The following is a 23,064-nucleotide window of genomic DNA, read 5'->3' on the forward strand; positions in this document are numbered from 1 at the left end:
ATGCGTCTGGATGCTGACATGCCGTTCTTCTTTGGCCCGGATGCCGGTCTGTTCGGCATGTACCACACGCCGTCCGTGCCGGCGCGACGCGCCATCCTGATGTGCCCGCCGCTGGGGCAGGACCTGATTCGCTGCCACCGGCTCTACCGGCAACTGGCGCAGTCGCTGGCCGAGCAGGGCATGGCTGTGCTTCGTTTCGACTATAACGGTACCGGTGACTCCGCCGGCGACAGTGCCGAGGTGGATTGGGAGCGCTGCGTGAGCGACGCGGCGATGGCGGCCGCGGAGCTTCGCCGACGCGCCGGCGTCGACCGTATCGTCGCCTTCGGCGCGCGGCTGGGTGGCAGCGTCGCCTTGTCCGCTGCGGCACAGGCGCGCTTCAGCGAGGTGATCGCCTGGGATCCGGTGCTCGATGGCGATCAGTACGTGGCTGCTCTGGACGCCATGCAGGCCGCCTTGCGCGAGGACGCCGGTCGCTTCACCCGGCCGCGCAGCCACAGCGACGTGGCCGAACAATGGCTGGGCTTCGACATCGGCGAGACGCTTCGCCGCCAGCTTTCCGCACTGCGCGTGGGCACGGCCCATGTGCCCACCCTGGTGCTCGATTCCACGGCGGCGTCACCGGCGTCGCATTGGGAACGGATCGTTTCCCACCGCGGCAAGGTGGCGACGATCGTGCCGCCGACACCATGGGATGACCTCGAACGGTTGGAGAGCGCGATTCTTTCGCATCCGCTCATCCAGGCGGTGACGGGCCGCCTGAAGGAGGTCGCATGATGCGCGAGGAAGCCCATCGTTTTGGTCGCGCCCGACATCTGGTCGGTATCGCCGGTATCCCCCAGGGGCCGGCCGGCGAGACAGGCGTGATCGTGCTCAACGCCGGCCTGGTACATCGCATCGGCCCGTTTCGCCTGCATGTGGAATTGACTCGCCAGCTCAACGCGGCCGGCTATCCGACCCTGCGCTTCGATCTGTCGACACTCGGCGACAGTGCCGCCAGTGGCGGGCAGCAGACACGGACGCAGGCGGTCTGTAGCGATGTCGACGACGCCATGAAACTGCTGGCCGAGCGCGCGGGCTGCGAGCGCTTTGTCCTGGTCGGGCTGTGTTCCGGTGCGCAGAATGCGCACGTGGTCGCTGCTACCGATCCCCGCGTGTCGGGTGCCGTCTTCCTCGATGGCTACGCGTATCGCACGCTGGGCTACAAGCTTCGGCATTACTTGCCGCGCCTGGTCGATCCGGCGCGTTGGGCGCGTCGGTTGATGCAACGCACCGGCAGTCAACCCGCCGCGCCCAAGGCGGAGGCCCAGCCCATTTTTGCCGTGGCGCCGGCCCCTCGCGAGGAAGTGATTGCGGATTTCACCGGCATGGTGAACCGGGGCATGAAGCTTTACCTGGTCTATTCCGGGGGCATCAGCAATTACTTCAATCACGCGCGGCAGTTTCGCGAGTGCTTCGGCAAGGTGATGAGCCATCCGGCCGTGACCACGCGCTACGCCGCGGAGACCGATCACACCTACATTCTCACCGGCGATCGTGCGCGCCTGCTCGATGGCATCGGTGGCTGGCTCTCACGCAACTTCCCGCCGGCAAGCGCCGGGAGGCATTCATGAACACGGTCCTGGTCACCGGCGGCGCGGGTTATATCGGCAGCCACACGGTGCAGCAACTCGTCGCCCGCGGCGATCGCGTGGTGGTGATCGACAACCTCTCCACCGGTTTTCGAGAAGCCGTGCGTGGCGCGGCCTTCGTCGAGGGCAATGTCGGCGATTGCGACCTCGTCTCGCGGACCCTGGAGACGTACCAGGTCGACGCCGTACTTCACTTCGCTGCGCATACGGTGGTGCCGGAATCCATGAGCGATCCGCTCAAGTATTACGGCAACAACACCTGCAACACGCGTAACCTGCTGGCCTGCTGCGCGCAGGCCGGTGTGGACAAGTTCATCTTCTCATCGACGGCAGCCGTTTACGGCACGACCGACGCGGGTGTGGCCGACGAGAACACCCAGACGCGGCCGATCAACCCTTACGGCACGTCCAAGCTGATGTCGGAAACGATGTTGCGTGACTGGTCGGCGACCGGTGCCGTGCGCCATGTGATCCTGCGGTATTTCAACGTCGCCGGCTGCGACCCGTTGGGTCGGATCGGCCATTCGACACCGGAAGCGACCCTTCTGATCAAGGTGGCCTGCGAGCACGCGGTCGGCAAGCGTCGTTCGGTGTCGATCTACGGTACCGACTACGACACACCCGACGGCACCGGCGTGCGCGACTATATCCATGTGGAGGATCTGGCGGCCGCGCACTTGCGCGCCCTGGATCATCTGCGCGATGGCGGCGCGTCGTTGACGCTCAACTGTGGTTACGGCCATGGCTACAGCGTTCGCGAAGTCGTCGATGCGGTGGCTCGCGTCGGAGGCCACGCGCTCAACGTGATCGAACTGCCAAGGCGCCCGGGCGATATTCCCAAGCTGATCGCCTGCAGCGATCGCCTGCGACAGGAGCTCGGCTGGACACCACGTTACGACGACCTCGACTTCATCGTGCGCACCGCGCTGACCTGGGAGTACCACCTGGCTGGCGCGAACCTGCCCACCGCGTCCGTGGCATGAGCATGTCGTCGCACCTGTCGTTGCGCCGGCGCAGGCGCGCATCGCGCGATGGCGACGCCATGCAGGCTGGCGTGTCGGCTGCCGTGTCCAGACAGGCTCGCCATGTGCTGTTCGTGATCGGCTGCCTGCTTGCCCTGGCCGCGTCGCTGGCCTCGGAAGGCGCGCGGTCGGCCGATGCCAGCATGGTCGCCGCGCAGCGTATCGAGGTGAAGCGCGTCGCCGGGCAGGGTGACGAGCTTCCCTTGTCGGTGGGAATTCCGTTACCGCCGGGCGTTCTTCGCGACACGGGTCACCTGCGCATTCTCGACAGCCATGGGAAGGAGGTGCCTGCGTCGGTCACGCGCATGCTCACCTGGCACGACCGGGACGGCAGCCTGCGCGCCGTGCGCGCGGAGTTCATGGCGGCGCCGGGCACGTACTACTTCGCTCTGGGCGAGGCGCGCACGGCGGAACTTCCGGCGTGGCCATACGCGCGGGGGCTGATCAAGAATCGTCTGGCTGCCATCGGCACGCTGACGCCGGAGTGGCTCACCGCGTCCCTGATCGCCGGCCCGCAATCGGTTGCCGCGCACGACGAGCCTTATGCCCGATACGTCGACGCCCAGTTCAAATGGGCGGCGGCACTGCCGGTCAAGGACACCACGGCGTGGTTGTTCGATCGGCCGTCGACCCTGTTCAAGGCCTATGTGCGGACGGGTCGCGCCGATTACCTCGAGGCGGCCGAAGCGAGCTACCGCTGGTACATGGCAGGCATCAAGCGCGATGGCGCACCGGAGAGCCCGAGCTGCGGTGGCGGCTGGCTGCCGGACGAGAAGCCCTGCGACGTCAAATACGTTTACATCGAACCGATCCTGCTCGCCGTCGCACTCACTGGCGACGATTCGATGCACGATGCGGCGACGGTCGGGAAGATGGCCGACCTGTGGGCCAGTGGCGGCTGGAACGGCGCGCCAGGGCCGTACAAACACGCCGACGACTACTTCACCGAACGCCTTGCCGGTCTCGGCCTGATCGAAACGGTGGCCGCCTTCGAACTCACCGGTGACGCACGTTACCGCGAGCGAATCGAAGCGCGCGTCGGCTGGCTGAGCGAGCACCAGCGCGCCAATCCCGATGGCCTTGGCGACGACGGCTCCTGGCGGAACAGCTGGAACATCCACGAGAACGATCGCGGCGGCAAGGACGACGTACGTGGTGCTTCGCCGTGGATGAGCGAGAACATCGTCGACGGCTTGTGGCACGCGTGGCTGGTGACGGGGGACGCACGTATTCCGCCGATGCTGACGGCCTTCGGCGGCTATCTGGAGCGCTACGGCTGGATCGACCCGTCCCTGTTGGTCAATCCGCACGACTGGCGTAACGGCTGTTCCGGCGGGGGCGGACAGATCGCCTGGTACTGGTCCTCGTCCAAGGCGAAGACCGAGGCCTTGACCAAGATCCAGGAGTCGGAAGGCTGGTACAGCGACGGGCACACCGTGGAGCTCGGGCTCGCTGTGGCCGCGGCGTATTACTTTGAGAAAGATCCGGTGAAGGCCGCGGCGCTGAAAAAACGCTTCGCGGCGATTGCATCGTCGTACAGTGACTCTTGCGCGTCCATTTCGGACACCTTGCGTCGCTTCAACTGGAATAATCGCGGCGCCGGCGTGGCGCAGTGGATGATGAAGCAGCCAGCCGGTGCCGGCCTGGCGCATGCGGCGAACGCATCCGGTAGCGCGCCATGAACCGCCGCGTCGCCGTCTTGCGCAGCATCGGTATCGTCACGGTGTCGACGTATATCGAATACGCGCTCGGCCTGCTGATGAGCGTATGGATCGCTCGCTCCCTCGGGCCGGCGGACTTCGGTCGCTACGCGTTCACCGTGTGGCTGTGCGGTTGGCTGATCGTCTGTTCCAACCATGCGCTAACCACCTCGTCGACCAAGTTTATCGCTGAAGCCGACGGCATGGGCGATCCCGACCTCGCGTCGAGCCTGGCCGCGCGTTTCTCGCGCATCCAGACCCTCAGCTCGCTGCTCGTGATCAGTCTGTTCGCGTTGATCGCCCTGATCGTCAGTCCCGCGGAATGGGGCACGTCGTTTCTACCGATCGTCGGTCTGGTCGTGATCGCCGTCGTGGCCAAGTCGAACTACGCGGTACTCGTCGCCATCGGCAAGGGCCAGGAGCGCTTCGAGCCGGAAGCGATTGCCACGGTGGCGGCCGGTATCGTCGGCATGCTGTTCGTCCTCGGCGCCATGGTATGGCACGCGGACCTGATCACCTTCGTCGCCCTGTTCGCTGTTGCCTGCCTGCTGCTCAACCTGATCAACCGTCTGTCGTTCCGGCACTACTGCCGGCCGTTCGCGTCCGGCCCGATTCCGCCGGCGACGAATGCGCGGGTCAATCGGCATCTCAAGCTCACGGCGGTGCTGGTACTGATGGGGTCGTTCCGCGTCGGCACGATCGAGGTCTTCCTGCTGAATACCTTCTCGGGGTCGGTCGCGGTGGGCTACTTCGCGATCGCCGGCACCTTGACCCGTGGCGCCGTGCAGCTGTTCTCGGTGGGCCTTACCTCGACCTTGCTGCCTTACATGGCGAAGACCTTCGGCGAAAGCGGCACGGCGCGCGCGGCGCGCTTCCTTTCCGAAGCGACCCGGTTCTATTGGGCGGTGGGCATCGCCATCGCCGGCCTCGGCCTGGTGACCACGCCCGAGATCGTCAGACTCATGTACGGCAACCGTTATATCGACGCGATTCCCGCGATCGAGGCGACCCTGGTCCTCGGCGGCCTGTTGTTGATCGGCAATGGCATCGCGGCGTTCCAGACCGTGGTGGACCGCCAGGACGATCGCATCCGCATCGCCAGTGTCTCGGTAGTCGCCAACGCGGTGTTCGGCATCGCGCTGATTCCCACGTTCGGTCTTGCGGGAGCGGTGGTGACGTACGCTGCCACGCGCATCGTCGAAATGGCCCTGGCCATCCACTACCTGCGCAAGGCGACCAGCGGAGCGCTCCCGGTGGCGGCCATGGCGCGCCTCTTCGCAGTCGGTCTCGTGGCGACTGCCGCGGCGTGGGCCGTCACCGTGGCTACGCCGTCCCGGCTGGGCTTTTTCGTCGGCGCGTTCGTGTTCACGGCGATCTATGCACCGATGAGTGTCGTCGTCCGTTACTGGACGAGTGACGACCTGCTGCTGATGGCCGGCATCAGCCGTCGCCTCGGCCCACCAGGCCGTCTGTTCATTCGCGCCCTCAACGTTGTCCAGCCGCCCGCGGCGAAGGCCAGTCCATGACCTACCTGAGCGTGATCCTGCATACGGTCGACGAATTGCGTGCCATGCGCGACGAGCTGGCGGCCGTCGCGGAGCTTCCCGGTGCGGCGAGTGGCATCGTGCAGCATCCGGACTGGATCGCCTACGAAGTCGAGAGCCGGCACGACGGCACGGTGCCGCACGTGATCGTGGTGCGTGACAGCGTCGGGCACATTGCCGGCTACGCGCCCTTGCTGGCGATCATTCACACGGCGCGGCTCGACCTGGCCGGCCGCCGTCTGCGTCTGTATCGCGGTGCGGCGCTGCGCCTGCTCGGCTCGGGCATCGTGGCCGCAGAGGCGGATCGTGAAACCGTTGCCTTGGTGGTGACCCGCCAGTTGATGGGCGACAACGACGTCAGCGTTGTTCGGATCCAGGAGGCCGAACTGCCGAATGGCTTCGCCGAGGCGCTGTCACGCGGTGGCGGATTCCGCATCGTCGCTGCGCACCTGCTCGACCAGGTGCAGTGGTCGATCGAGCCGCAGGCGTCGTCGGAGATGTGGCTGTCGGGATTCGATGCGAAGAAGCGAGGCGACCTCACGCAGCGCGTCGGACGCGCGTATCGCAAGCTCGGCGGCGACGCGGCCTTGCAGACGTTCGATCGTCCGGAAGACATGCCGACCTACTGCCGCCTGATGAACGAGGTTTACGCACGTACCTGGCACCACGCGGACCTGCCGACCGACTGGGAAGCACCCGAACGCGTCGCGCTGTTCATGCGTCTCGCCGCGGCCGGGCAGTTGATCGGTCACGTGGTCGTGAAAGAGGGCAGGCCACTGGCCTATGTGCATGGCTACCTGCTCGGCGGCACCTATCTGGTTGACGACCTCGGCTACGACGAGGAGGTCGCCAAGGTAGGCATCGGCTCGGTCGCGACCTTCCAGGCGATCCGCGCCCTGATCGACCGTTTCCCCGGCGTGCGGATCAGCTTCGGCTACGGCGATAACCAGTACAAACGCGTACTGGCCAGCCGTAGCGAAGCCTGTGGATCGCTGTATGTCGTGCGTGCGACGCGAGCCACCGCAGGGTTCCGTGCCTACGGGCCTGTCCGGTGGTTGTACCAGGGTATTCATCGCGTTCGTCAGGACAGGGCACGGAAGAAGTCGGCAGGGCGCACGCCTTAGTCCGGTACGGATCGACGTAGCGGTGCGCCTTTGCATCGACCGCGGGACATGCGATTCTTTGCGCTCATGCGCATCCTTCCTACCATCCGCCGCTTGCTCTGCCGCCATCCGGTGTCGTTTCGTGCGCTGGCGATGGTCGTCCTGCTGCTCGTTGTAGCGGGGGGCATACCGCGTTGGGTGATGCACGCGGTGGATGCGCAGCACGAGACCCTGTCGGCGCAGTCGGTCGCCTGGGATGCCGATGAACCGCACCGCGATGGCGACGGCGACGAGGCGGAAACCCATGTCTGCCTGCATGCCCACTACTTTGCCGTGCAGCCCTGCACCTTGCCCGACGCATTGACCTTTCACGTGATTGCGCCGGGCGGGATCCTCCTGCTGGACGTGCGGCGCGATGCGCCAGACTCGCCGGCCGTTCCGCCACAGCGCCCCCCGATCGCCTGAAAACCTCTCGATGCCCGACGTCCGCTCGTCTGAGCGGTCGCGTCGATTCGTGATCGTTTTCAGGAAATTCTCATGTCATACCTGCATCACGCGCCCTGGGGCGTTGTGTGTCTTTGCCTTTTCACCGCCGCCGTTTCGCTGCCTGCCGTCGCCGGGGTCCCCGTAACGAAGGCGCCGCCCGCCGTGCGCGATGCCTTGCTTCGGCTGCGCGACAGCAGCCCGCAAGTCGAAGCGGCCGACGCGACGGTGGAAGCTGCCAGGGCCCGTTCCCGTGCCGCGGCGCTTCCGCTTTACAACCCATCGCTTGCCGTCGAGGGCGAGAACGCCGACGTCGATCGACGAACGATCGGCGTCAGCTTGCCACTGGACCTCTCCGGCAAGCGACGTTCCCGCATCGTCGAGAGCGATGCGGCCGTGCGCACGGCGCAGGCCCAGCGTGAACTCCAGTGGCGCGATGTCGCCTCGCGCTGGCTGAAGGCCTGGACGTCGGCGACCTGGACGGCACGGCAAAGTGCCCTGGGTAGGCGACGCGTCGCCCTCATGCAGCGTTTCGACGAACTTGCCGCGCGTCGTCTTTCCGTAGGCGACATCGCGACGTCCGAGCGGGATCTCGCCGCGCTAGCCCTGGCGGACGCGCACATACGGCAGGCAACCCTGGCGGGGCAGGAGGCCAGTTCCCTGGGCCTGCTTGCTGCGTTGGGGCAGGGGACCTCGCTGCCCGCACCGATCGACGGGATGCCGCCACCGGCGGGTATCGCTGTTCCCCGCCGGGTCGACGAACGGCCCGGGATGCGTCTGGCCACGGCGGAGCAGGCACGCGCGCAGGCAGCGATCGCCGTTGCCGATCGTGCGCGTCGCCCCGATCCGACGTTGAGCCTCACCGGCGGGCGGGTACGTAGTGGCGCGCGGACCGATCAGGTCGTCGGGATTGCCGTCAGCATGCCGTTGCCCATCGCAAACAACGGGCGTGCCGATGTCGCCGCGGCGATGGCCGACGCGGACGCGGCCACGGCGGCGCAACGCACGGCACGGATGGAAGCGGATGCCGCGCTGGAGCAGGCGAGGTTGACGTACGAATCGCTGCGACTCGTGAGCGAAGGACTGCGCGACAGTCGCGTCGATGGCGCGGATGGCTTCGATGCACGGGCCGATGGTCTCGAACGGCTGTGGCAGGCGAGCGAATTGAGTACGCCCGACTACCTCGTGCAGCTCAACCAGAGCCTCGATACGGCGCAGTCCGGCCTCGCGTTGCAGATGCAGCTCTGGCTGGCGTGGTTCGATTATCTCGCTGCGGCGGGTCGGCTCGATGACTGGATCGATGGGTCTTTGGGGGAGAGTGGCCGATGAAAACGATACATGTTCATGTTGCGGCGTTGCTGCTGGTTCTGGCGGACAGCATCGCCGCTGAAGCGGCTCCCACAACGAGCGGTGCGCTGGTGTTGGATGCGCGGGCGATGAAGGTGGCGGGAATCGTCGTCGACACCTTGGGCAGGCGGCGGATGGGCGAGGAATTGAAGGCGCCGGGCGAAGTGAAGATGGATGCGTATGCGACGGTGCTGGTGTCGCCGCGCGTCGCGTCGCAGGTCGTCACGCGCAAGGCTCGCCTTGGCGATGTCGTGACGAAGGGCCAGCCGCTCATCGTGCTGTCCAGCGTGGAGGTGGCGGAGACGCAGGGTCAGCTCATCGTCGCCAGCCAGGATTGGCAGCGCGTGTCGTCGCTCGGGCCCCAGGCCGTTTCCGCACGACGCTACGGTGAGGCGCTCGTCCAGCGCGACCAGGCTCGGGCCAGGCTGCGTGCGTATGGCCTGACCGATGGCCAGGTCGGCAATGTATTGCGGCGAGGCTCGGCGGCGGCGAACGGTGACTTCGAGCTCATCGCGCCAAGCGCGGGCCGGATCGTGACGGATGCCTTCATGGTCGGCGAGCGCGTCGAAGCGGGCCGCGTGTTGTTCACCGTGGTGACGGAAGACAGCGTATGGGTGGAGGCTCGGTTGTCGCCTTCCGATGCCGAACGCGTCCACGATGGCGCTGCCGTTACCGTGCTTGCCCATGGCCGCGAGTTGCCCGGCAAGATGGTCGGACGCTCCCACCAGACCGACGAGACGACGCGGCGCACCGATCTGCGCGTGCAGGTCGCCAACCCAGATGACCTCCTGCATCCCGGTGAGCTGGTCGAGACACGGATCGCCGTGGGCGAGACGACCCCGCGACTGGCCGTGCCGGCCGAGGCCGTGTTGCTGTTGCGCAACCAGACCACCTTGTTCGTCCAGGGCAATGGCGCCGGTCGCTTCGACGCCGTGCCGGTGGAGGTGGGCGAGACGCGAGGCGGCTGGACGGAGATCCGGCAGGGCGTTACCGAGGGTACGGCCTACGTGCGCGAAGGAGCCTTCGCACTGAAGGCACGGATCCTGCGCTCGGAACTGGGAGAGGACTGATGCTCGAACGTCTGGTCGAACTCTCGCTCAAGTACAAATTGTTGGTGATTTTGGCCTTTGCCAGTATCGCCTTCCTCGGCGTACAGGCCTTGCGCCAGTTGCCCATCGACGCCTTTCCCGACGTCACCCCGGTACAGGTGAATGTGTATTCGGAAGCGCCCGGCCTGGCCGCTGAAGACGTGGAGCTGCTACTCACCACGCCCGTGGAGTCGGCACTCGCGGGGTTGCCCAAGGTCGCCGATATCCGTTCGGTGAGCCTGTTCGGACTGTCCTACGTATCGGTCTACTTCGACGACGACATGGATGTCTGGTTCGCGCGCCAGCTCGTCAACGAGCGCTTGCAACAGGTGGGCGAGCGCTTGCCGGCAGGCTACGGCAAGCCGGAGATGGGCCCGAACACATCCGGCCTCGGTCAGGTGTTCTGGTATACCGTCGAGCGCGCTGACGACACGTCGAAGGACGCACCCTCCGACATGGACCTGCGTGCGCTGCAGGACTGGACACTGCGTCTGGCCCTGCGTACCGCGCCCGGAGTGGACGACGTGAGCTCCTGGGGCGGCCAGGAGAAGCAGTTCCAGGTACGTATCGATCCCATGCGCCTGATCGCGCACGGGCTTGGTTTCAGGGAGGTGATACAGGCACTGGACGCCAACAATGCGCAAGTCGGTGGCAACGTCATCGACGTGGGTCGGGAGCAGTACCTGGTCCGCGGACTCGGGCTGGTCCGAAACGCGTCGGACATCGGCAACATCGTGCTGAAGAGTTCGGACGGTACACCGGTCTACGTGCGTGACGTGGCGAGCGTCGTGGAAGCGGGAGCGCCGCGCACCGGTGCCGTCACCCGCGATGGCAAGGAAGTCGTCATGGGTCAGGCGCTCGCCCGGATCGACGAGAACGCGCGCAGTGTGGTCGAGGCGGTCAAGGACAAGCTGGACACGGTGAAGAAGGCGCTGCCGCCGGGTGTCCTGGTCAAGCCGGTTTACGAACGCACGGATCTGGTCGACGCGGCGGTGGGCACGGCCGTGCGCGCCCTGGTGGAGGGCTCGCTCCTGGTGGCCATCGTGCTGTTCCTGTTCCTTGGAGAGCTGCGCAGCGCCCTGATCGTGGTCGTGACCTTGCCGTTGGCCATGCTTATCGCTTTCATCGGCATGGGCTGGGCAGGACTGTCGGCCAACCTCATGTCGCTGGCGGGTCTGGCCATCGGCATCGGCATGATGGTCGACGGTGCCGTTGTCATGGTCGAGAACGCCTTTCGCATCATGGCGGAGCGGGGGGCGAGCGGTGTGCCCGTCGACCGCACGGCGGCCGTGCTGGCGGCGGCGCGTGAGGTGGCACAGCCCGTCGCCTTCGCCATCCTGATCATCATCGTTGTGTTCCTGCCGTTGTTCAGTCTGCAGGGGCTGGAAGGGAAGATGTTCAAGCCGATGGCCTTCAACATCGCCTTCGCGATGGGCGGATCCCTCCTGCTGTCGTTGACCCTCGTCCCGGTGTTGGCAGCACTTCTGCTGAAGCCGAAGGAAGAGAGGGACACGCGGCTGGTCGCCGTGCTCAAGCGTGGTTATGGCCGGGCCTTGGCATGGTCGCTGGCAAGACGTCGCTTGGTTGTCGGTATCGCCGTGGCTGCGCTGATCGCGGCGGTGGCCTTGTTTCCGTTCCTGGGCAAGGAGTTCATGCCCAACCTCCGTGAGGGCGCGATCATGTGGCGGATCACCTCGATTCCTTCCGCGTCGCTGGACGAATCCATCGCCTTGTCCAAACGCGTCGCCGAACGCATCCAGGCGACGTTTCCCGAGGTGGAAACCACGCTGGCGATGATCGGCCGGGCAGAGAAGGGCGAGACGGCGGACGTGAACTATATGGAGGTATATACGCCGCTAAAGCCTCGCTCGGCATGGCGCGACGGGCAAACACTCGAGACCATCGAAGCGGAGATGCAGGAGGCGTTGACCGATGCCCTCCCCACGGCCGTCGTCAGCTATACGCAGCCGATCCAGATGCGTATCGAGGAGCTGATCTCCGGCGTCCGTGCCACTCTTGCGCTCAAGATCTACGGTGACGATCTCGACCAGCTCGACCGCGTTAGTGCGCAACTGAAGGACGTGCTGGCCACCGTGCCGGGCGTGGCCGACCTGTCGCTCGAGGCAAACGTCGGCAAGCCGCAGATACGCATCGAGGTGGATCGCGACGCACTTGCCCGCTATGGCCTGAATGCGGACGACGTGCTGACGGTCGTGCGCAACGGCATCGGTGGTGAACCGGTGGGTGCATTGCTCGATGGGGTGCGCCGTTTCGACATCAGCGTGCGTCTGGATGATGCGAGCAAGGCGTCGCTATCGGCGATCGAGCGCATTCCGCTGCGCACGCCGGGAGGAGCCCTGGTGCAACTGTCGCAGGTTGCGAAGGTGCGCGAGGCCGAGGGTTACTCCTTCATCCGGCGTGAAGCCCTGCGTCGCTACGCGGTGATCCAGATGGACGTGCGTGGCCGCGATATCGACGGTTTCGTGCGCGAGGCGGAGGCGAAGATCGCAGCGAACGTCACGCTGCCTGCGGGTTCGTACACGGCATGGGGTGGTGCGTTCGAGAACCAGCAACGTGCCTTGACGCGCCTGGCCCTGATTGTTCCGGTCACGATCTTCTTCATCTTCGTGTTGCTGTACACGGCGTTCCATTCCGCGCGACATGCGGTACTGGTCCTGGCAAACGTGCCGTTCGCCATCATCGGCGGTGTCGTAGGGCTGTTCATCACGGGGCAGTACCTGTCGGTGCCGTCGGCGATCGGCTTCATCGCCGTCTTCGGCGTGGCGATGCTGAACGGGATCGTCCTGGTGAGCTTCCTCAACGGAAGGCGGGCCGCGGGATTGTCGGTTCGTGACGCCGTGCTGTCGGGTACGGCCCAGCGGCTGCGGCCGGTGTTGATGACGGCGAGCGTGGCGATTCTCGGCCTGCTTCCCATGTTGCTCTCAACCGGGGTAGGCGCCGAGACACAGCGACCGCTTGCGACCGTCGTGGTCGGCGGGCTCATCAGCTCGACCTTGCTGACCTTGATCCTGCTGCCGGTGCTTTACGACTGGCTGGCCGCGGCGGGGCCCGATGGCATCGAGGAGAAACCGCTGCGTTTTTCAGAATAATCCGATAGCCCATGGGCCGGGGGACCTCTAGTCTCCCGGCCCATGAACGGAAAGAACTGGTTACTCGCCGCCGTGTCGGCCGCCCTCTCGAGGCGCCATCCGGCTCCCTGGACGGCCCTGCTATTCGCCACGCTGCCGGTCCTGCTGCGCTTTGGTTCGGCGCAGGTTGGTGGCTCGTTGCTGCTGTGCGTCGGTGACGAAGGCGTTCGTTGTGCTCCCGTCATCGGAGCCGCGGCATTCCTGGCGAGCCTGATCGGTTTCCTGAAGTACGCCTCTCTCGGCGAAGCGCTGGCGTATGGACTATGGGTAGTCACCTTTCTGTCCGTCGCCGTGCTGGGGATCGTCATGTTCGAGGCGTTCAGCGCGCCCGAGCAGTGGAGCGGGTCGTTGGCATTACCGGGCGTGGTGGTGCTCGGAAGCGGCGCGGGGATCGTCTTTGGTGCGTGCCTCGGCGCCTTGCGTCAGACGTGACCCTTGCCACGTAGCCACCAGGGCAGGAACCACCAGACCACGGCAATCAGCGTTCCAAGCGCGGCCGCCGCGATGTTGCCAAGAGTGTCGCCCATGACGGCAGAGAGGACGAGTTGGGTGACGAGCACGAGGGCGACGGCGAGTGCCACCGCCCCGGCCAGCACCTGGCGCCCCGCAATCACCTTGAACTGCTCGCGATCGCGTAGCGGGCGAATCAGGCGGTGCTGGATCGCCGGCCCGCTGAGCATCACCAGGCTGATCAGCGAGAAGACGAAGGTGGCCAGGAAGATGTGCTGCTCGGAGCCGACCAGCCGGGAAAACCCCGGCGCGAAGGGAACGGCGATGAGGAAGCCGGAGAGTAGCTGCGCAGCTGGCAACAGGACGCGTATTTCGCCGAGGAGGTCGGTCAGGTCGCCGTCGCCGTTGTCGTCGTCTCTGGTATCGAAGGATGAAGACATGGGTGCCTCCTGTCGGGAGACTGGATGATGCGGGGGCGTGTGTGATTGGGGTGTTTCCCCTGCCGGGGAATGCAGCGGTGTACCGCCTCTTAGCCGGGTGTCGTGAGGGGGTCTGGTTTCGCCGCTGAAGCGGCTCCCACAGGGGCGGCTGCCGCCGGATCGGGTTTCCCGCTGCTGCCGGGCTTGGGTAGCTCGAAATCGCGGTAGCGGCCGGGATCGCCGGTCATGCCGGCTTCGGCGGCTTTGGCGATGTTGTACATCTCGCGGGCGCTGACGTAATGGAGGACGTAGTCGCGGCCGTCGTTGTAGGTGGATTCGAGGTGGTCGTGCATCGCGTCGACGGGCTGGCCCAGGAGCGTGTCCATGTCGCCTTCCTGGGTGCCATGGGTGTGGATCTTGATGAAGATCCATTCCGGCCGGCCTTCGACGTGGATGCCGGTACGTACCCATTGGTCCACGCGCGAGGGCGTGGGCGGCGAGCCGCGGCGGATGTCCGAGTTCTCGATGCGCGGGATGATGCCGAAACGACGGCTCTTCCAGTTCAGGCCGAGCACGCCCTGGATGATCAGCAGGTCGCCCGATGGCTTGCCGCCCACCCGCATGCGTACGCCGGTGTCGTGCGACTTGCACTTATGCGGATCGTCGGTGGCGTAGTAAATGGCGTTCGACATCCGCGTCTGCGTGTCGCTGGGTGCCGAGGGCAGGGTGAAGTCGGCATAGCAGCCGAGCTCGCGGAGCAGGATCAGTTCGTTATTGATGCCGCACCAGCGTCCATCGGCGCGCGAGTTGTCCAGGCACCAGTTGCCGTGGATGAAGGCGAAGCGCAGCTGGCCCGTGACCGGATCGCGCGGCAAGGCATGGTGCTTTTCGTGCAGGAGCCGGTTGAAGCGGTCGATGGTGGCGACGAAGTTGTCCGGCGTGTCGTTGTCGTGGTGGAGGTGGATCTCGATCTCGCCATAACCGTCCGCGCAGAGCGACTCGATCTTGTCGAGATGCTCCTCGACGTATTCCTCTTCCGGATAGAAGAAGCTGTGCTGGGGCACCCGGCCGTCGGCGTCGCGATGACGCGAAGCGAGCGCGCGATAGTCCGTGCACCAGCGGTCCACGCGCCGACGCTGGGTATCCATGTCCACGCGACCCCAGTTCGGCTCGAAATGGTCGACGAAGCAGAACATGACGTGGACGGGACCCGACACCTTGGGCGGCTTCGGCCGGGTCAGGTAGCCCCACAACCAGTACTGCATGTTGCGCGCACGGATCGCCACCGTCACCGCGGCGGCGAAGGCGAGGACGAACAGGACGATCAGGGCGACGACGATCACGCGACGGCTCCGGCGGGCACCAGGGTGAGCAGCTGTTCGGCGTTGTTGCGCCATTGCCGCTCGCTGGCGATGTAGTCACGCGCGGCATGACCCACGCGCCTGCGCTCATCGGTCAGCCGGGCCAGTTCGAGCACGCGCTCGACGCAGGCGGCGGCATCGCCACGCGGGAACAGCCAGCCCGTGTGGCCATCGGCGATCACCTCGGCGACCGGTGCGTAATCCGGTGCAACCATGGGAACGCCCATGCCCATGAACTCGAACAGTTTCATGGGAGAGCCGTAATGATTGGAATTCGGCAACACGGCATAGTCCATGCAGGCGATCCAGCTGGCGACGTCTTCGTGGGGCACGCGACCCGGCAGGAGGACGCGATCGCTCAGGCCGCGCTCGGCGACGAGCGCCCGCACCGCTGGCAAGGTCTTGCCGTCACCGACGAAGACCAGCGCCAGTTCCGGCACGTCGTGCAGCCGGTTCGCGATGGCTTCGACGAAGTCGTCCACGCCGTGCCAGTGGGCAAAGGCGCCGATATGCCCGCACACCGTTCGTTCGCTGAGGCCGCGCTCGCGGCGCAGCGTTTCGCGGTCGAAGCGGGCGGGGTCGAATCGCGACAGGTCCACGGCGTTCGGCGAGATCACCGAGGGAGCAATCTGGCCGTAGGCCGCGACGGCTTCATCGCGGAAATACGTGGAAATGAAGACCAGGCCGGTCGCATGGCGCAGGCACCAACCTTCGATACGCCGTGCCAGACCTTTCATGGTCAGCGGCCGCACACGGTGGACCAGCGCGGAGTCGTTGATCTCCAGGACCAGCGGGATGCCCCGGCGACGGGCCAGCCAGACGGTGGCGAAGAGGAACAGGGAATAGCGCTCGTAGATCAGCCTCGGCGCCTGGGTGCGCCAGGCCTGGGTCATCCGAACCAGGGTGACGAGGTTGTAGAGCAGTTCGAACATCTCGAAGACGATGCCGGGCAGCTTCGTGACGAAGCTGGCCAGCCGTCCGCGTCCGCCGCTACCACCTGCGGCTTCGGGCACTTCGCGTTCCGGATCCGCGCCGGGGAACGACATCACCGAGACATCGTGGCCCAGGTCGCGCAGCGCATGCACGATCCCGCGGATATGCACACCCTCCACGTGGCGCCCACGCGTCCGGTGGTGGTAGAGGATCTTCAAGGCGCGTTGCCGGGGAGGGCGCCGAAACGAATGCCCTGGTCGAGCCATTCGGGCAGAAGCACGTCGAGTGCCTCGGCTGCCTTGTCGCTGTCGTCGTGCATCAGCACGATGTCGCCAGCGGAGGGCGGATCGTCCCGCAAGCGCGAGATGAGCGCCTCGATCGGCCGGTCCTGGTAGTCGAGGCTGTCGTACGACCAGTAGATAAAGCTGCGCTTGCGCCGGGCGAAATGCAGGAGAAGCTTGGCACCGACATAACCATGCGGCGGCCGCATGCGATGGTGCGGACGGTTGTCGAACAGGCGTAGCAGGGCGTCGGTCCGATAGACCTCGTCGAGCTGCTTGCGCAGGTTCATGTTGCGGAACGACCAATGGCTGTACGAGTGGTTACCGATCATGTGCCCGTCGGCGACGATGCGCTGCACGATTTCCGGGTACTGCTCGATCTTCTCGCCGACCAGGAAAAAGCTCGCCTTCACGTTGTGCCGTGCCAGGGTGTCGAGCAGCTTCGGCGTGTGTTCGGGATCCGGGCCGTCGTCGAAACTCAGGTAGCGAAGGTCGCGGTCGCGCGTGCGCGTGAGCACCAGCGCTTCCGGCAGCAGGCCGAGCAGGTCGTGCTTTTTCAGTTTCCAGTTCATGCGTTGGCGCCAAGATGGGCCGGTTCGCCGGCGGCTACGCGATGGAGCGTGTGCTCCAGGCGGTCGATGTTCTCGTCCCAACGGAAGGTGGCCGCATGCGCGGCGATCACGATGGGATCGAAATGGCGCTCGAACGCTTCGACCAGGGCGGTGCCCAGTTCGTGTGGTTGGTGGGGGGGAACCAGGATGCCTGCCGTTTCAGGCAGCACTTCGGGAATGCCGCCGACGGCGGTCGCCACCACCGGTGTGCCGCAGGCCATGGCCTCGAGCACGACGTTGGGCACGCCTTCGTTGTGACTGGGCAGGCAGAGCACGTCCGCCGCGCGGAACCAGTCGGCGAGCGCCGCGTGGTCGACGGCGCCTTCGAAGCGGACGCCGGGCGCGCAGCAAAGCGAGGCGGCGCGGTCCTCGAGGTTCGCTCGCGACGGACCTTCGCCAACGTAGATCAGCCGTGCATCGTGGTGGCGTTTTACCAGCATGGGGAAAGCTTCGATAAGGTCGTGACAGCCCTTGGTGGCTTTGAGGTTACCGGCGTAGAGCACGATGGGCACGTCGGCCGGAAGGCCTAGCCGTTCGCGCGCCGCGGTGCGGTCGCCACGGTGGAAGACACGGGTGTCGACGCCGTTGTAGATCGCCTCCACGCGTTCGGCGGGTGCGCCCAGCTCCACGGCCTTGCGCGCGAGTGCCTTGCTGACTGCGATCACGGCGCCGGCGCCACGCAACGCGGCGCGGATCTGCGGCCGGCGCAGGCGCGCCTCGGCCTGCACGTTGAGATCGCTGCCATGCACCTTGACCACGTAGGGAATGCCTAGCAGTCGCGCCACCCAGGCGCCGGCGACCGCGTCGGGAAACGCCCAGCTGGCCAGCAGCACGTCGTAGCGCGCCGCACGCAATTCGCGGCCGCGCTGCCACATCACGCTGGCGAAAAAGCAGAAGGCGTTGAGGAAGCGTCCCATGCCCGGCGGGTGGTAGAAGGTGAAGTGGTCGCGGCGCACGCCGGGGACGTACACGCTGCCGTGGGCTCCCGCCATGCGCTCGCGGAAATCGACGGCGGTGAGCACGTCGACCTCGTGGCGCTCGGCCAGGCGCTGGAATTGTTGGCGATTGAAGGTGCCGCGACGCGGATCCCACGGCGTCGGGAACAGGTTGGTCAGGATCAGGATCTTCACGATGCTGCCTCCATGTCGCCGAAATAGAGCTTTCCATACCGCGTCGCCATAGCCTCGAGCGAGCCGTGGGCCTCGACCCACTGGCGCGCTGCCCGGCCGAACGACGAGGCGCGCTGGGACTCGTGGAGCAACCCCAGGATAGCGCTGGCGAGGGCGGGCGCGTCGGCGGGCGGGACGAGGCGGCCGGTGGCGTCGTCGCGGACGATCTCGGCATTCCCGCCGACATCCGTGGCGACGATGGGCAGGCCCGTGGCGCAGGCCTCGAGCAGGGCCATCGAGTAGCCCTCGGTGACCGAGGAGAGCACGAACAGGTCGAAACCCTGGAGCAACTGGCGCACATCGTTACGGTCGCCGAGGAAGTGCACGCTGCCGGCGACGCCTTCGTCGAAGGCGCAGGCACGCAGCGTGTCGCGCAGTTCGCCATCGCCGACCAGGACGAGGGCGGTATCCGGGCGACTTTCGTGCACCTGGCGGAACGCGCGGATGAGGCTGGCCTGGTCTTTCGCCCAGTTCAGCCGACCCACCGTGCCGATGATGCGCGTGCCGGTGGGCAGGTTGAGCATGCGGGTGAGCCGTTCGTGCATCGTGTCCGAGGCCAGCTCGAAGCCGCCGAGGACGATGCCGTTCGGCACCACGCAGGCCTTCGCCGCCGGCACGATGCCACGATGCACCGCATCGCGGCGTGCGGCTTCGCAGACGGCGACCACCGCATCGGTGGCCTTCATGGCACGGCGGAACAACCACTCGCGACGGCCGGGCTTCTGCTGGCCACCCATGCCGTGACGGGTGTTCACCACCTGCCTGATACCCATGCCGGCCGAGGCGAGCACGGCCTGGTAGTGCGCGACCGCGTTATGCGTGTGCAGCACTTCGGGCCGGTGGGCCGTCATGTAGCCGCGTGCGCGGCCGATGGCGCGCAGATCGAAGCCGCGCCGCTTGTGGCAGGCGTGGACGGGAATGCCGAGTGCGTCCAGCTCGCCGGCCAGCGAACCGCGTTCGAACAGGCAGATCACCTGGACCTTGTGGCCGAGGCGGTGCTGCTCGGTCACCAGGTCGAGCACCATGCGCTCGAGACCGCCCCGATTGAGGTTCTCGACGAAGTGCGTGATGTTCACGAGGTCAGCTCCGAGACGGTGACGCGCAGCTTGCCGCTTCGTGTCAGTGGAATATCGTCGACGAAGTGGCAATGCAGTTCGGCGCTTTCACCGAGCACCTTGGCCACCTCACGGCGGATGTACTCGAGGGAGGCATCGTCGAATGCATCGCCGCGGACGATCGACAGGTCGAGCCGGTCGAGGCGACGCTGCACGAGCTGGAAACGGGTCAGGCCCGGCACATCCTTGAGCATGTGCGGGAAGAATTCGCCCGGCAGCACGTGGCCGGCCGGCGTGCGGATGGCGTCGAGCTTGCGTCCGTCCACCGAGGCGAGTCTGGGCAGGCCTCGGCCACAGGGGCAGGGCTCGCCACCGGCGTGGGTGGCCATATCCCCGTTGACGTAACGGATGAACGGCATGCCGTCGTTGAAGAGGTCGGTGATGGCGATCTCGCCGCTGCCCGCATGCGTCGGATGGCCGTTGGCGTCCAGCGTTTCCACCACCAGGTGATCGGCGTTCACGTGCAGCCCGTTGCGGTGCTCGCATTCGGAGGCGATGAGCATGAATTCGCGGCAGCCATAGGTGTTGAAGGCCGGTGCACCGAACGCGCGCTCGATGATCTCGCGCTGGAAGGGATGCAGGGCTTCCGCGGCGCCGATGATGGATGCGGGCGCGGCGACGCGACGGTTATTGGCCAGCAGCCACTCGGCCAGGCGGACCAGCGGCCCCACGTAGCTCACGATGACTTCGGGCCGATACGCATCGATGGCATCGGCGTAGCTGGCGAGGTTGGTCTCGGTCATCTCGAAGCTGTTGAGCAGCTTGCGGGCGAACACGGCGTTGTACAGGCGATCCTTCAGCCGATGGCCAGCACTGGGGTTGCCGACCGGCCCACCCCACAGGAACAGTGTACGGCGGCCCATGCGCGAGCCTGCCCAGCCGTACCCACGCCACATCACCGCGACGCGACGGTCGTTGCTCTCGCGGGTGAAGCCGAAGCGCAGGGGCTCGCCCGTCGAGCCGCCCGTGGCTTTGTAGCCGAGGCCGTCCTTCAACGACGTGGCTGTCAGGTCGTTGGCATGGTTGCGGATCTCGGCCTTAGTCAGCACCGGCAATTGCGCAAAGTCGTCCATGCTGCGGATGTCGCGCGGTGCGATGCCGAGCGCAGACCAGCGTTCGCGGTAATACGGCACCTCCCGATAACACCATTCGAGCAAACGCTGCAGGCGCTCGAACTGCAGCGCCTCGATCCGCTCGCGGCTGAGCCATTGGTCGCTCTCGTACCGACGCATGTACGTCGGCGTCTCACGCCGGCGCAGGCCGCCTTCGTAGGCGGGCCAGATGACGTTGCGCAGCGCTGACTCGTAGAGGCTCATACGGTTCTCAGCAGGACGGCGACGAGAACGAAGAGGGCGGCGACACTGCCTGCGGCGGCGGGTACCCAGCGCCATCCGCCATCGGAGAGGCGGAAGAAGGGCAGTTCCGGCCAGCGCTTGCGTGCGCCGATGTAGTGGCCCGCGACCATCGCGGCGATCAGGTACAGCACCACCATGTAGCTTCGGCTGAGGAAGAAGGCGGCGGCAAACAGTCCGCACAGCGACAGCAGCAGGGTCAGCGCCATCTGCTTTTCCATCGCCCATTCCGCCTCGATGGCCGGATCGTGTCCGGGTACGCGCACATGGCGGATGATCGTCAGCATCATCCAGAAGCCGTAACCGACGAAGGCCAGCCAGGTGACGAAGCCGACGAAGCCCGTCTCGGCCAGGACCAACACGAAGGAATTGTGCGCGGTCAGTTCGTTGTATTCGGTGAAGTTGCCGGCACCGACGCCGAAGGCAGGGTTGTCACGGAACATTTCCAGTCCCGCGTACCAGGCGTCGACGCGCCCCGCAGCGGATTCTTCACCGGCGTCCAGCTCGTCCATGCGTGAGGACACCAGCTTCATCGCGGTCAGCCCAAGCACGCCGAGCAGTCCCGCGATCACGACGCCCTTGCGATACCACACATAGCATCCGGCGATGATCAGCACGGCGAGCAGCGCGCCGCGCGAGTTGGTCAGTACGATGCCGTAGAGCAGCAGCATGGCGCAGCCGAGCCAGACCGGACGCGTCATGCCGGCGCCGCGACGGCCGAGGAAAACCGCCATCGGCAGGCAGGCGGCGAAGAGCAGGCCGAGGTCGTTCGGGTCGTTGAATATACCGACGTACTGGATTCGGCCGCCTTCGCTCAGCGGGATGCCGGTCCAGCCGGTGCCCAGGCGAGACTGTTCCACGCCGTGCAGGGCCAGCACCGCCGCGCAGGCGACGAAGACGCCCATGGCAATGCGCACGCGCCGCTGCGTGTTACAGGCCGCACCGAAGACGAAGAACGCGATCACGACCGGGCCGAAGCGTGCGAGTTCGTCGATCGCGCCGCCCGTCCATCCATTGGTGACCTGCGAAATCATCAGGATCACGAGGAAGGCGGGAAGGATCAGGAACTGCGGCGCTGCGAAGGTCTTCGCATTCGAGAACAGCCACGAGCCAAACGCGAGTAGCAGCACGGCGGGAAGCACGGGCACGTTTTCCAGGCCCGGCAGGTAATCCTGCGGCCGGATGATCGTGAGCACCACATAGATGAGGATCAGGGGGAACATGCGTGATCCTTAGGGCCGTTCGCTTCATGCGCCGCCGTGGGATAGCTCATCAGCTGTGGCAGGGCGAGCATGGCGGCGAACCAGCCCGGACCCATGTTGCTCTCCACCGGCAGGCGGTTGAGCGCGTAACGGTTCACCGACGGCTCGGCATTGGTCCCGCAGATGTAACTGCAGCCGAGCTTGAAGCCCGCGTTGCGCGTTGCCGCGATGACGGCCTCGTTATACGCGCGGTCGCCGCCCACGGGGTAGGACATGAGGATCGAGGGATGGCGCAGCTCGCGGTCGAGCGTGGTCTTGGATTCGCGGATTTCCCGTTCCATCTCGTCTTGCGGCAGGCGCGCGAGCATGCGGTGGTGGACACCGTGGGAGCCGAACTCCAGACCGGCGGCTTCCATCTCCCGCGCCTGGTCCCAGGTCATCGGGCGGCAATCGACCGGCCGGGCGCTGGCCGCGGGCATGTTCCACTCCGCTTCCAGACGCTCGGTCATGGCGGTCTGGCCGAGGGCGTCCAGCCATTTCATCTTCAGCAGGACGCTGCCGGCGATGCGCCGGCGCGAGGCGCGGTCGGCGGGCAGCGCCACGTCGATCTGCAGCTCGGGTAGCACGAGGCGCGGCGCGCGGGTCACCAGGATCATGTGGACCAGCCAGTCGTACGCATACGGCCTGCCGCTATCGATATGGCCGGTGGAAACGAAGAAGGTCGCCGGCACGCCGAGCTCGTCGAGGATCGGTGCGGCGATCCGGTAGTTGTCGTCGTAACCGTCGTCGAAGGTGACGGCCACGGTGTCCGGCGGCAGTGCTTCACCGGCGTCCAGCGCGGCGACGACATCGGTCAGGCGCATGGGCCTGAAGTACTTGCGGATGCGTAGCATCTGCTCGCGGAACTGGTCCGGCGGCGTGCTGATCAGTTCGAGGTCGAACTCGTAGGTGTCCGGATCGGGCAGCGGCATGATGCGGTGGTAGGCGAGGATGCGCAGGTCGCGCTGCCACCATGCACGCACCCGCTGCAGCGAATGCAGCAGGCCGCTGGAATAACACAGCTCGCCGAGACGGCCACGGATGCCTGGAGCGCCATCGTTCATG

General features: G+C 66.2%; 20 protein-coding genes. 11 read left to right on the forward strand and 9 right to left on the reverse strand.

Annotated elements, in window-relative coordinates; translation table 11 throughout:
- From BJI69_RS17000 to BJI69_RS17050, 11 genes are all read left to right on the forward strand, one after another.
- Complete coding sequence (locus BJI69_RS17000; protein ID WP_052767063.1) at nt 1-777, forward strand: serine aminopeptidase domain-containing protein; 777 nt, start codon at nt 1-3, stop codon at nt 775-777.
- The gene (locus BJI69_RS17005) at nt 777-1,613 is read left to right on the forward strand and encodes a dienelactone hydrolase family protein (RefSeq protein ID WP_046966696.1); all 837 of its coding nucleotides are present in this window, start codon (nt 777-779) and stop codon (nt 1,611-1,613) included. The genes BJI69_RS17000 and BJI69_RS17005 overlap by 1 nt, the downstream gene beginning before the upstream one ends.
- Complete coding sequence (gene galE, locus BJI69_RS17010) at nt 1,610-2,614, forward strand: UDP-glucose 4-epimerase GalE (RefSeq protein ID WP_046966665.1); 1,005 nt, start codon at nt 1,610-1,612, stop codon at nt 2,612-2,614. Before BJI69_RS17005 ends, galE begins: the two co-directional genes overlap by 4 nt.
- On the forward strand, nt 2,611-4,335 hold the full coding sequence (locus BJI69_RS17015) for a hypothetical protein (protein WP_125903091.1): 1,725 nt from the start codon (nt 2,611-2,613) through the stop codon (nt 4,333-4,335). Before galE ends, BJI69_RS17015 begins: the two co-directional genes overlap by 4 nt.
- Nucleotides 4,332-5,879 (forward strand): oligosaccharide flippase family protein, encoded by a 1,548-nt coding sequence (locus BJI69_RS17020; protein WP_046966666.1) that lies wholly within the window; start codon nt 4,332-4,334, stop codon nt 5,877-5,879. The genes BJI69_RS17015 and BJI69_RS17020 overlap by 4 nt, the downstream gene beginning before the upstream one ends.
- A complete protein-coding gene (locus BJI69_RS17025) occupies nt 5,876-7,021 on the forward strand; it encodes a GNAT family N-acetyltransferase (protein WP_046966667.1) in 1,146 nt (381 codons plus the stop codon). Before BJI69_RS17020 ends, BJI69_RS17025 begins: the two co-directional genes overlap by 4 nt.
- Before the next feature lie 66 nt (nt 7,022-7,087).
- The gene (locus BJI69_RS17030) at nt 7,088-7,465 is read left to right on the forward strand and encodes a hypothetical protein (protein WP_125903092.1); all 378 of its coding nucleotides are present in this window, start codon (nt 7,088-7,090) and stop codon (nt 7,463-7,465) included.
- A gap of 72 nt (nt 7,466-7,537) precedes the next feature.
- Nucleotides 7,538-8,812, forward strand: coding sequence for a TolC family protein (locus BJI69_RS17035; RefSeq protein ID WP_078023263.1), 1,275 nt, complete (start codon nt 7,538-7,540; stop codon nt 8,810-8,812).
- Nucleotides 8,809-9,900, forward strand: a complete 1,092-nt coding sequence (locus tag BJI69_RS17040; RefSeq protein ID WP_046966669.1) for an efflux RND transporter periplasmic adaptor subunit — start codon at nt 8,809-8,811, stop codon at nt 9,898-9,900. Before BJI69_RS17035 ends, BJI69_RS17040 begins: the two co-directional genes overlap by 4 nt.
- Nucleotides 9,900-13,028: an efflux RND transporter permease subunit gene (locus tag BJI69_RS17045; protein WP_046966670.1), complete on the forward strand. Its 3,129-nt coding sequence runs from the start codon at nt 9,900-9,902 to the stop codon at nt 13,026-13,028. The genes BJI69_RS17040 and BJI69_RS17045 overlap by 1 nt, the downstream gene beginning before the upstream one ends.
- Before the next feature lie 42 nt (nt 13,029-13,070).
- The gene (locus BJI69_RS17050; RefSeq protein WP_046966671.1) at nt 13,071-13,499 is read left to right on the forward strand and encodes a hypothetical protein; all 429 of its coding nucleotides are present in this window, start codon (nt 13,071-13,073) and stop codon (nt 13,497-13,499) included.
- Here the strand turns inward: BJI69_RS17050 and BJI69_RS17055 are convergent.
- From BJI69_RS17055 to BJI69_RS17095, 9 genes are all read right to left on the reverse strand, one after another.
- Nucleotides 13,490-13,957: a DUF6328 family protein gene (locus BJI69_RS17055; RefSeq protein WP_046966672.1), complete on the reverse strand. Its 468-nt coding sequence runs from the start codon at nt 13,955-13,957 to the stop codon at nt 13,490-13,492. The two genes, BJI69_RS17050 and BJI69_RS17055, sit on opposite strands and share 10 nt — an antisense overlap.
- 89 nt (nt 13,958-14,046) lie before the next feature.
- Nucleotides 14,047-15,279, reverse strand: a complete 1,233-nt coding sequence (locus BJI69_RS17060) for a hypothetical protein (RefSeq protein WP_244465223.1) — start codon at nt 15,277-15,279, stop codon at nt 14,047-14,049.
- On the reverse strand, nt 15,276-16,448 hold the full coding sequence (locus tag BJI69_RS17065; RefSeq protein ID WP_046966673.1) for a glycosyltransferase family 4 protein: 1,173 nt from the start codon (nt 16,446-16,448) through the stop codon (nt 15,276-15,278). The genes BJI69_RS17060 and BJI69_RS17065 overlap by 4 nt, the downstream gene beginning before the upstream one ends.
- Entirely contained in the window at nt 16,445-17,083 is a 639-nt protein-coding gene (locus tag BJI69_RS17070) for a polysaccharide deacetylase family protein (RefSeq protein ID WP_046966674.1), read from the reverse strand. The genes BJI69_RS17065 and BJI69_RS17070 overlap by 4 nt, the downstream gene beginning before the upstream one ends.
- The gene (locus BJI69_RS17075; protein WP_046966675.1) at nt 17,080-18,252 is read right to left on the reverse strand and encodes a glycosyltransferase family 4 protein; all 1,173 of its coding nucleotides are present in this window, start codon (nt 18,250-18,252) and stop codon (nt 17,080-17,082) included. Before BJI69_RS17075 ends, BJI69_RS17070 begins: the two co-directional genes overlap by 4 nt.
- A complete protein-coding gene (locus BJI69_RS17080; RefSeq protein WP_046966676.1) occupies nt 18,249-19,367 on the reverse strand; it encodes a glycosyltransferase in 1,119 nt (372 codons plus the stop codon). Before BJI69_RS17080 ends, BJI69_RS17075 begins: the two co-directional genes overlap by 4 nt.
- A complete protein-coding gene (locus BJI69_RS17085; protein WP_046966677.1) occupies nt 19,364-20,722 on the reverse strand; it encodes a phenylacetate--CoA ligase family protein in 1,359 nt (452 codons plus the stop codon). The genes BJI69_RS17080 and BJI69_RS17085 overlap by 4 nt, the downstream gene beginning before the upstream one ends.
- Nucleotides 20,719-21,981 (reverse strand): O-antigen ligase family protein, encoded by a 1,263-nt coding sequence (locus tag BJI69_RS17090; protein WP_046966678.1) that lies wholly within the window; start codon nt 21,979-21,981, stop codon nt 20,719-20,721. Before BJI69_RS17090 ends, BJI69_RS17085 begins: the two co-directional genes overlap by 4 nt.
- The gene (locus BJI69_RS17095) at nt 21,969-23,063 is read right to left on the reverse strand and encodes a polysaccharide deacetylase family protein (RefSeq protein WP_244465224.1); all 1,095 of its coding nucleotides are present in this window, start codon (nt 23,061-23,063) and stop codon (nt 21,969-21,971) included. The genes BJI69_RS17090 and BJI69_RS17095 overlap by 13 nt, the downstream gene beginning before the upstream one ends.
- Between the last annotated feature and the right edge of the window lies 1 nt (nt 23,064).

This window comes from Luteibacter rhizovicinus DSM 16549 (assembly GCF_001887595.1).
In the GTDB taxonomy this organism is placed as follows: domain Bacteria; phylum Pseudomonadota; class Gammaproteobacteria; order Xanthomonadales; family Rhodanobacteraceae; genus Luteibacter; species Luteibacter rhizovicinus.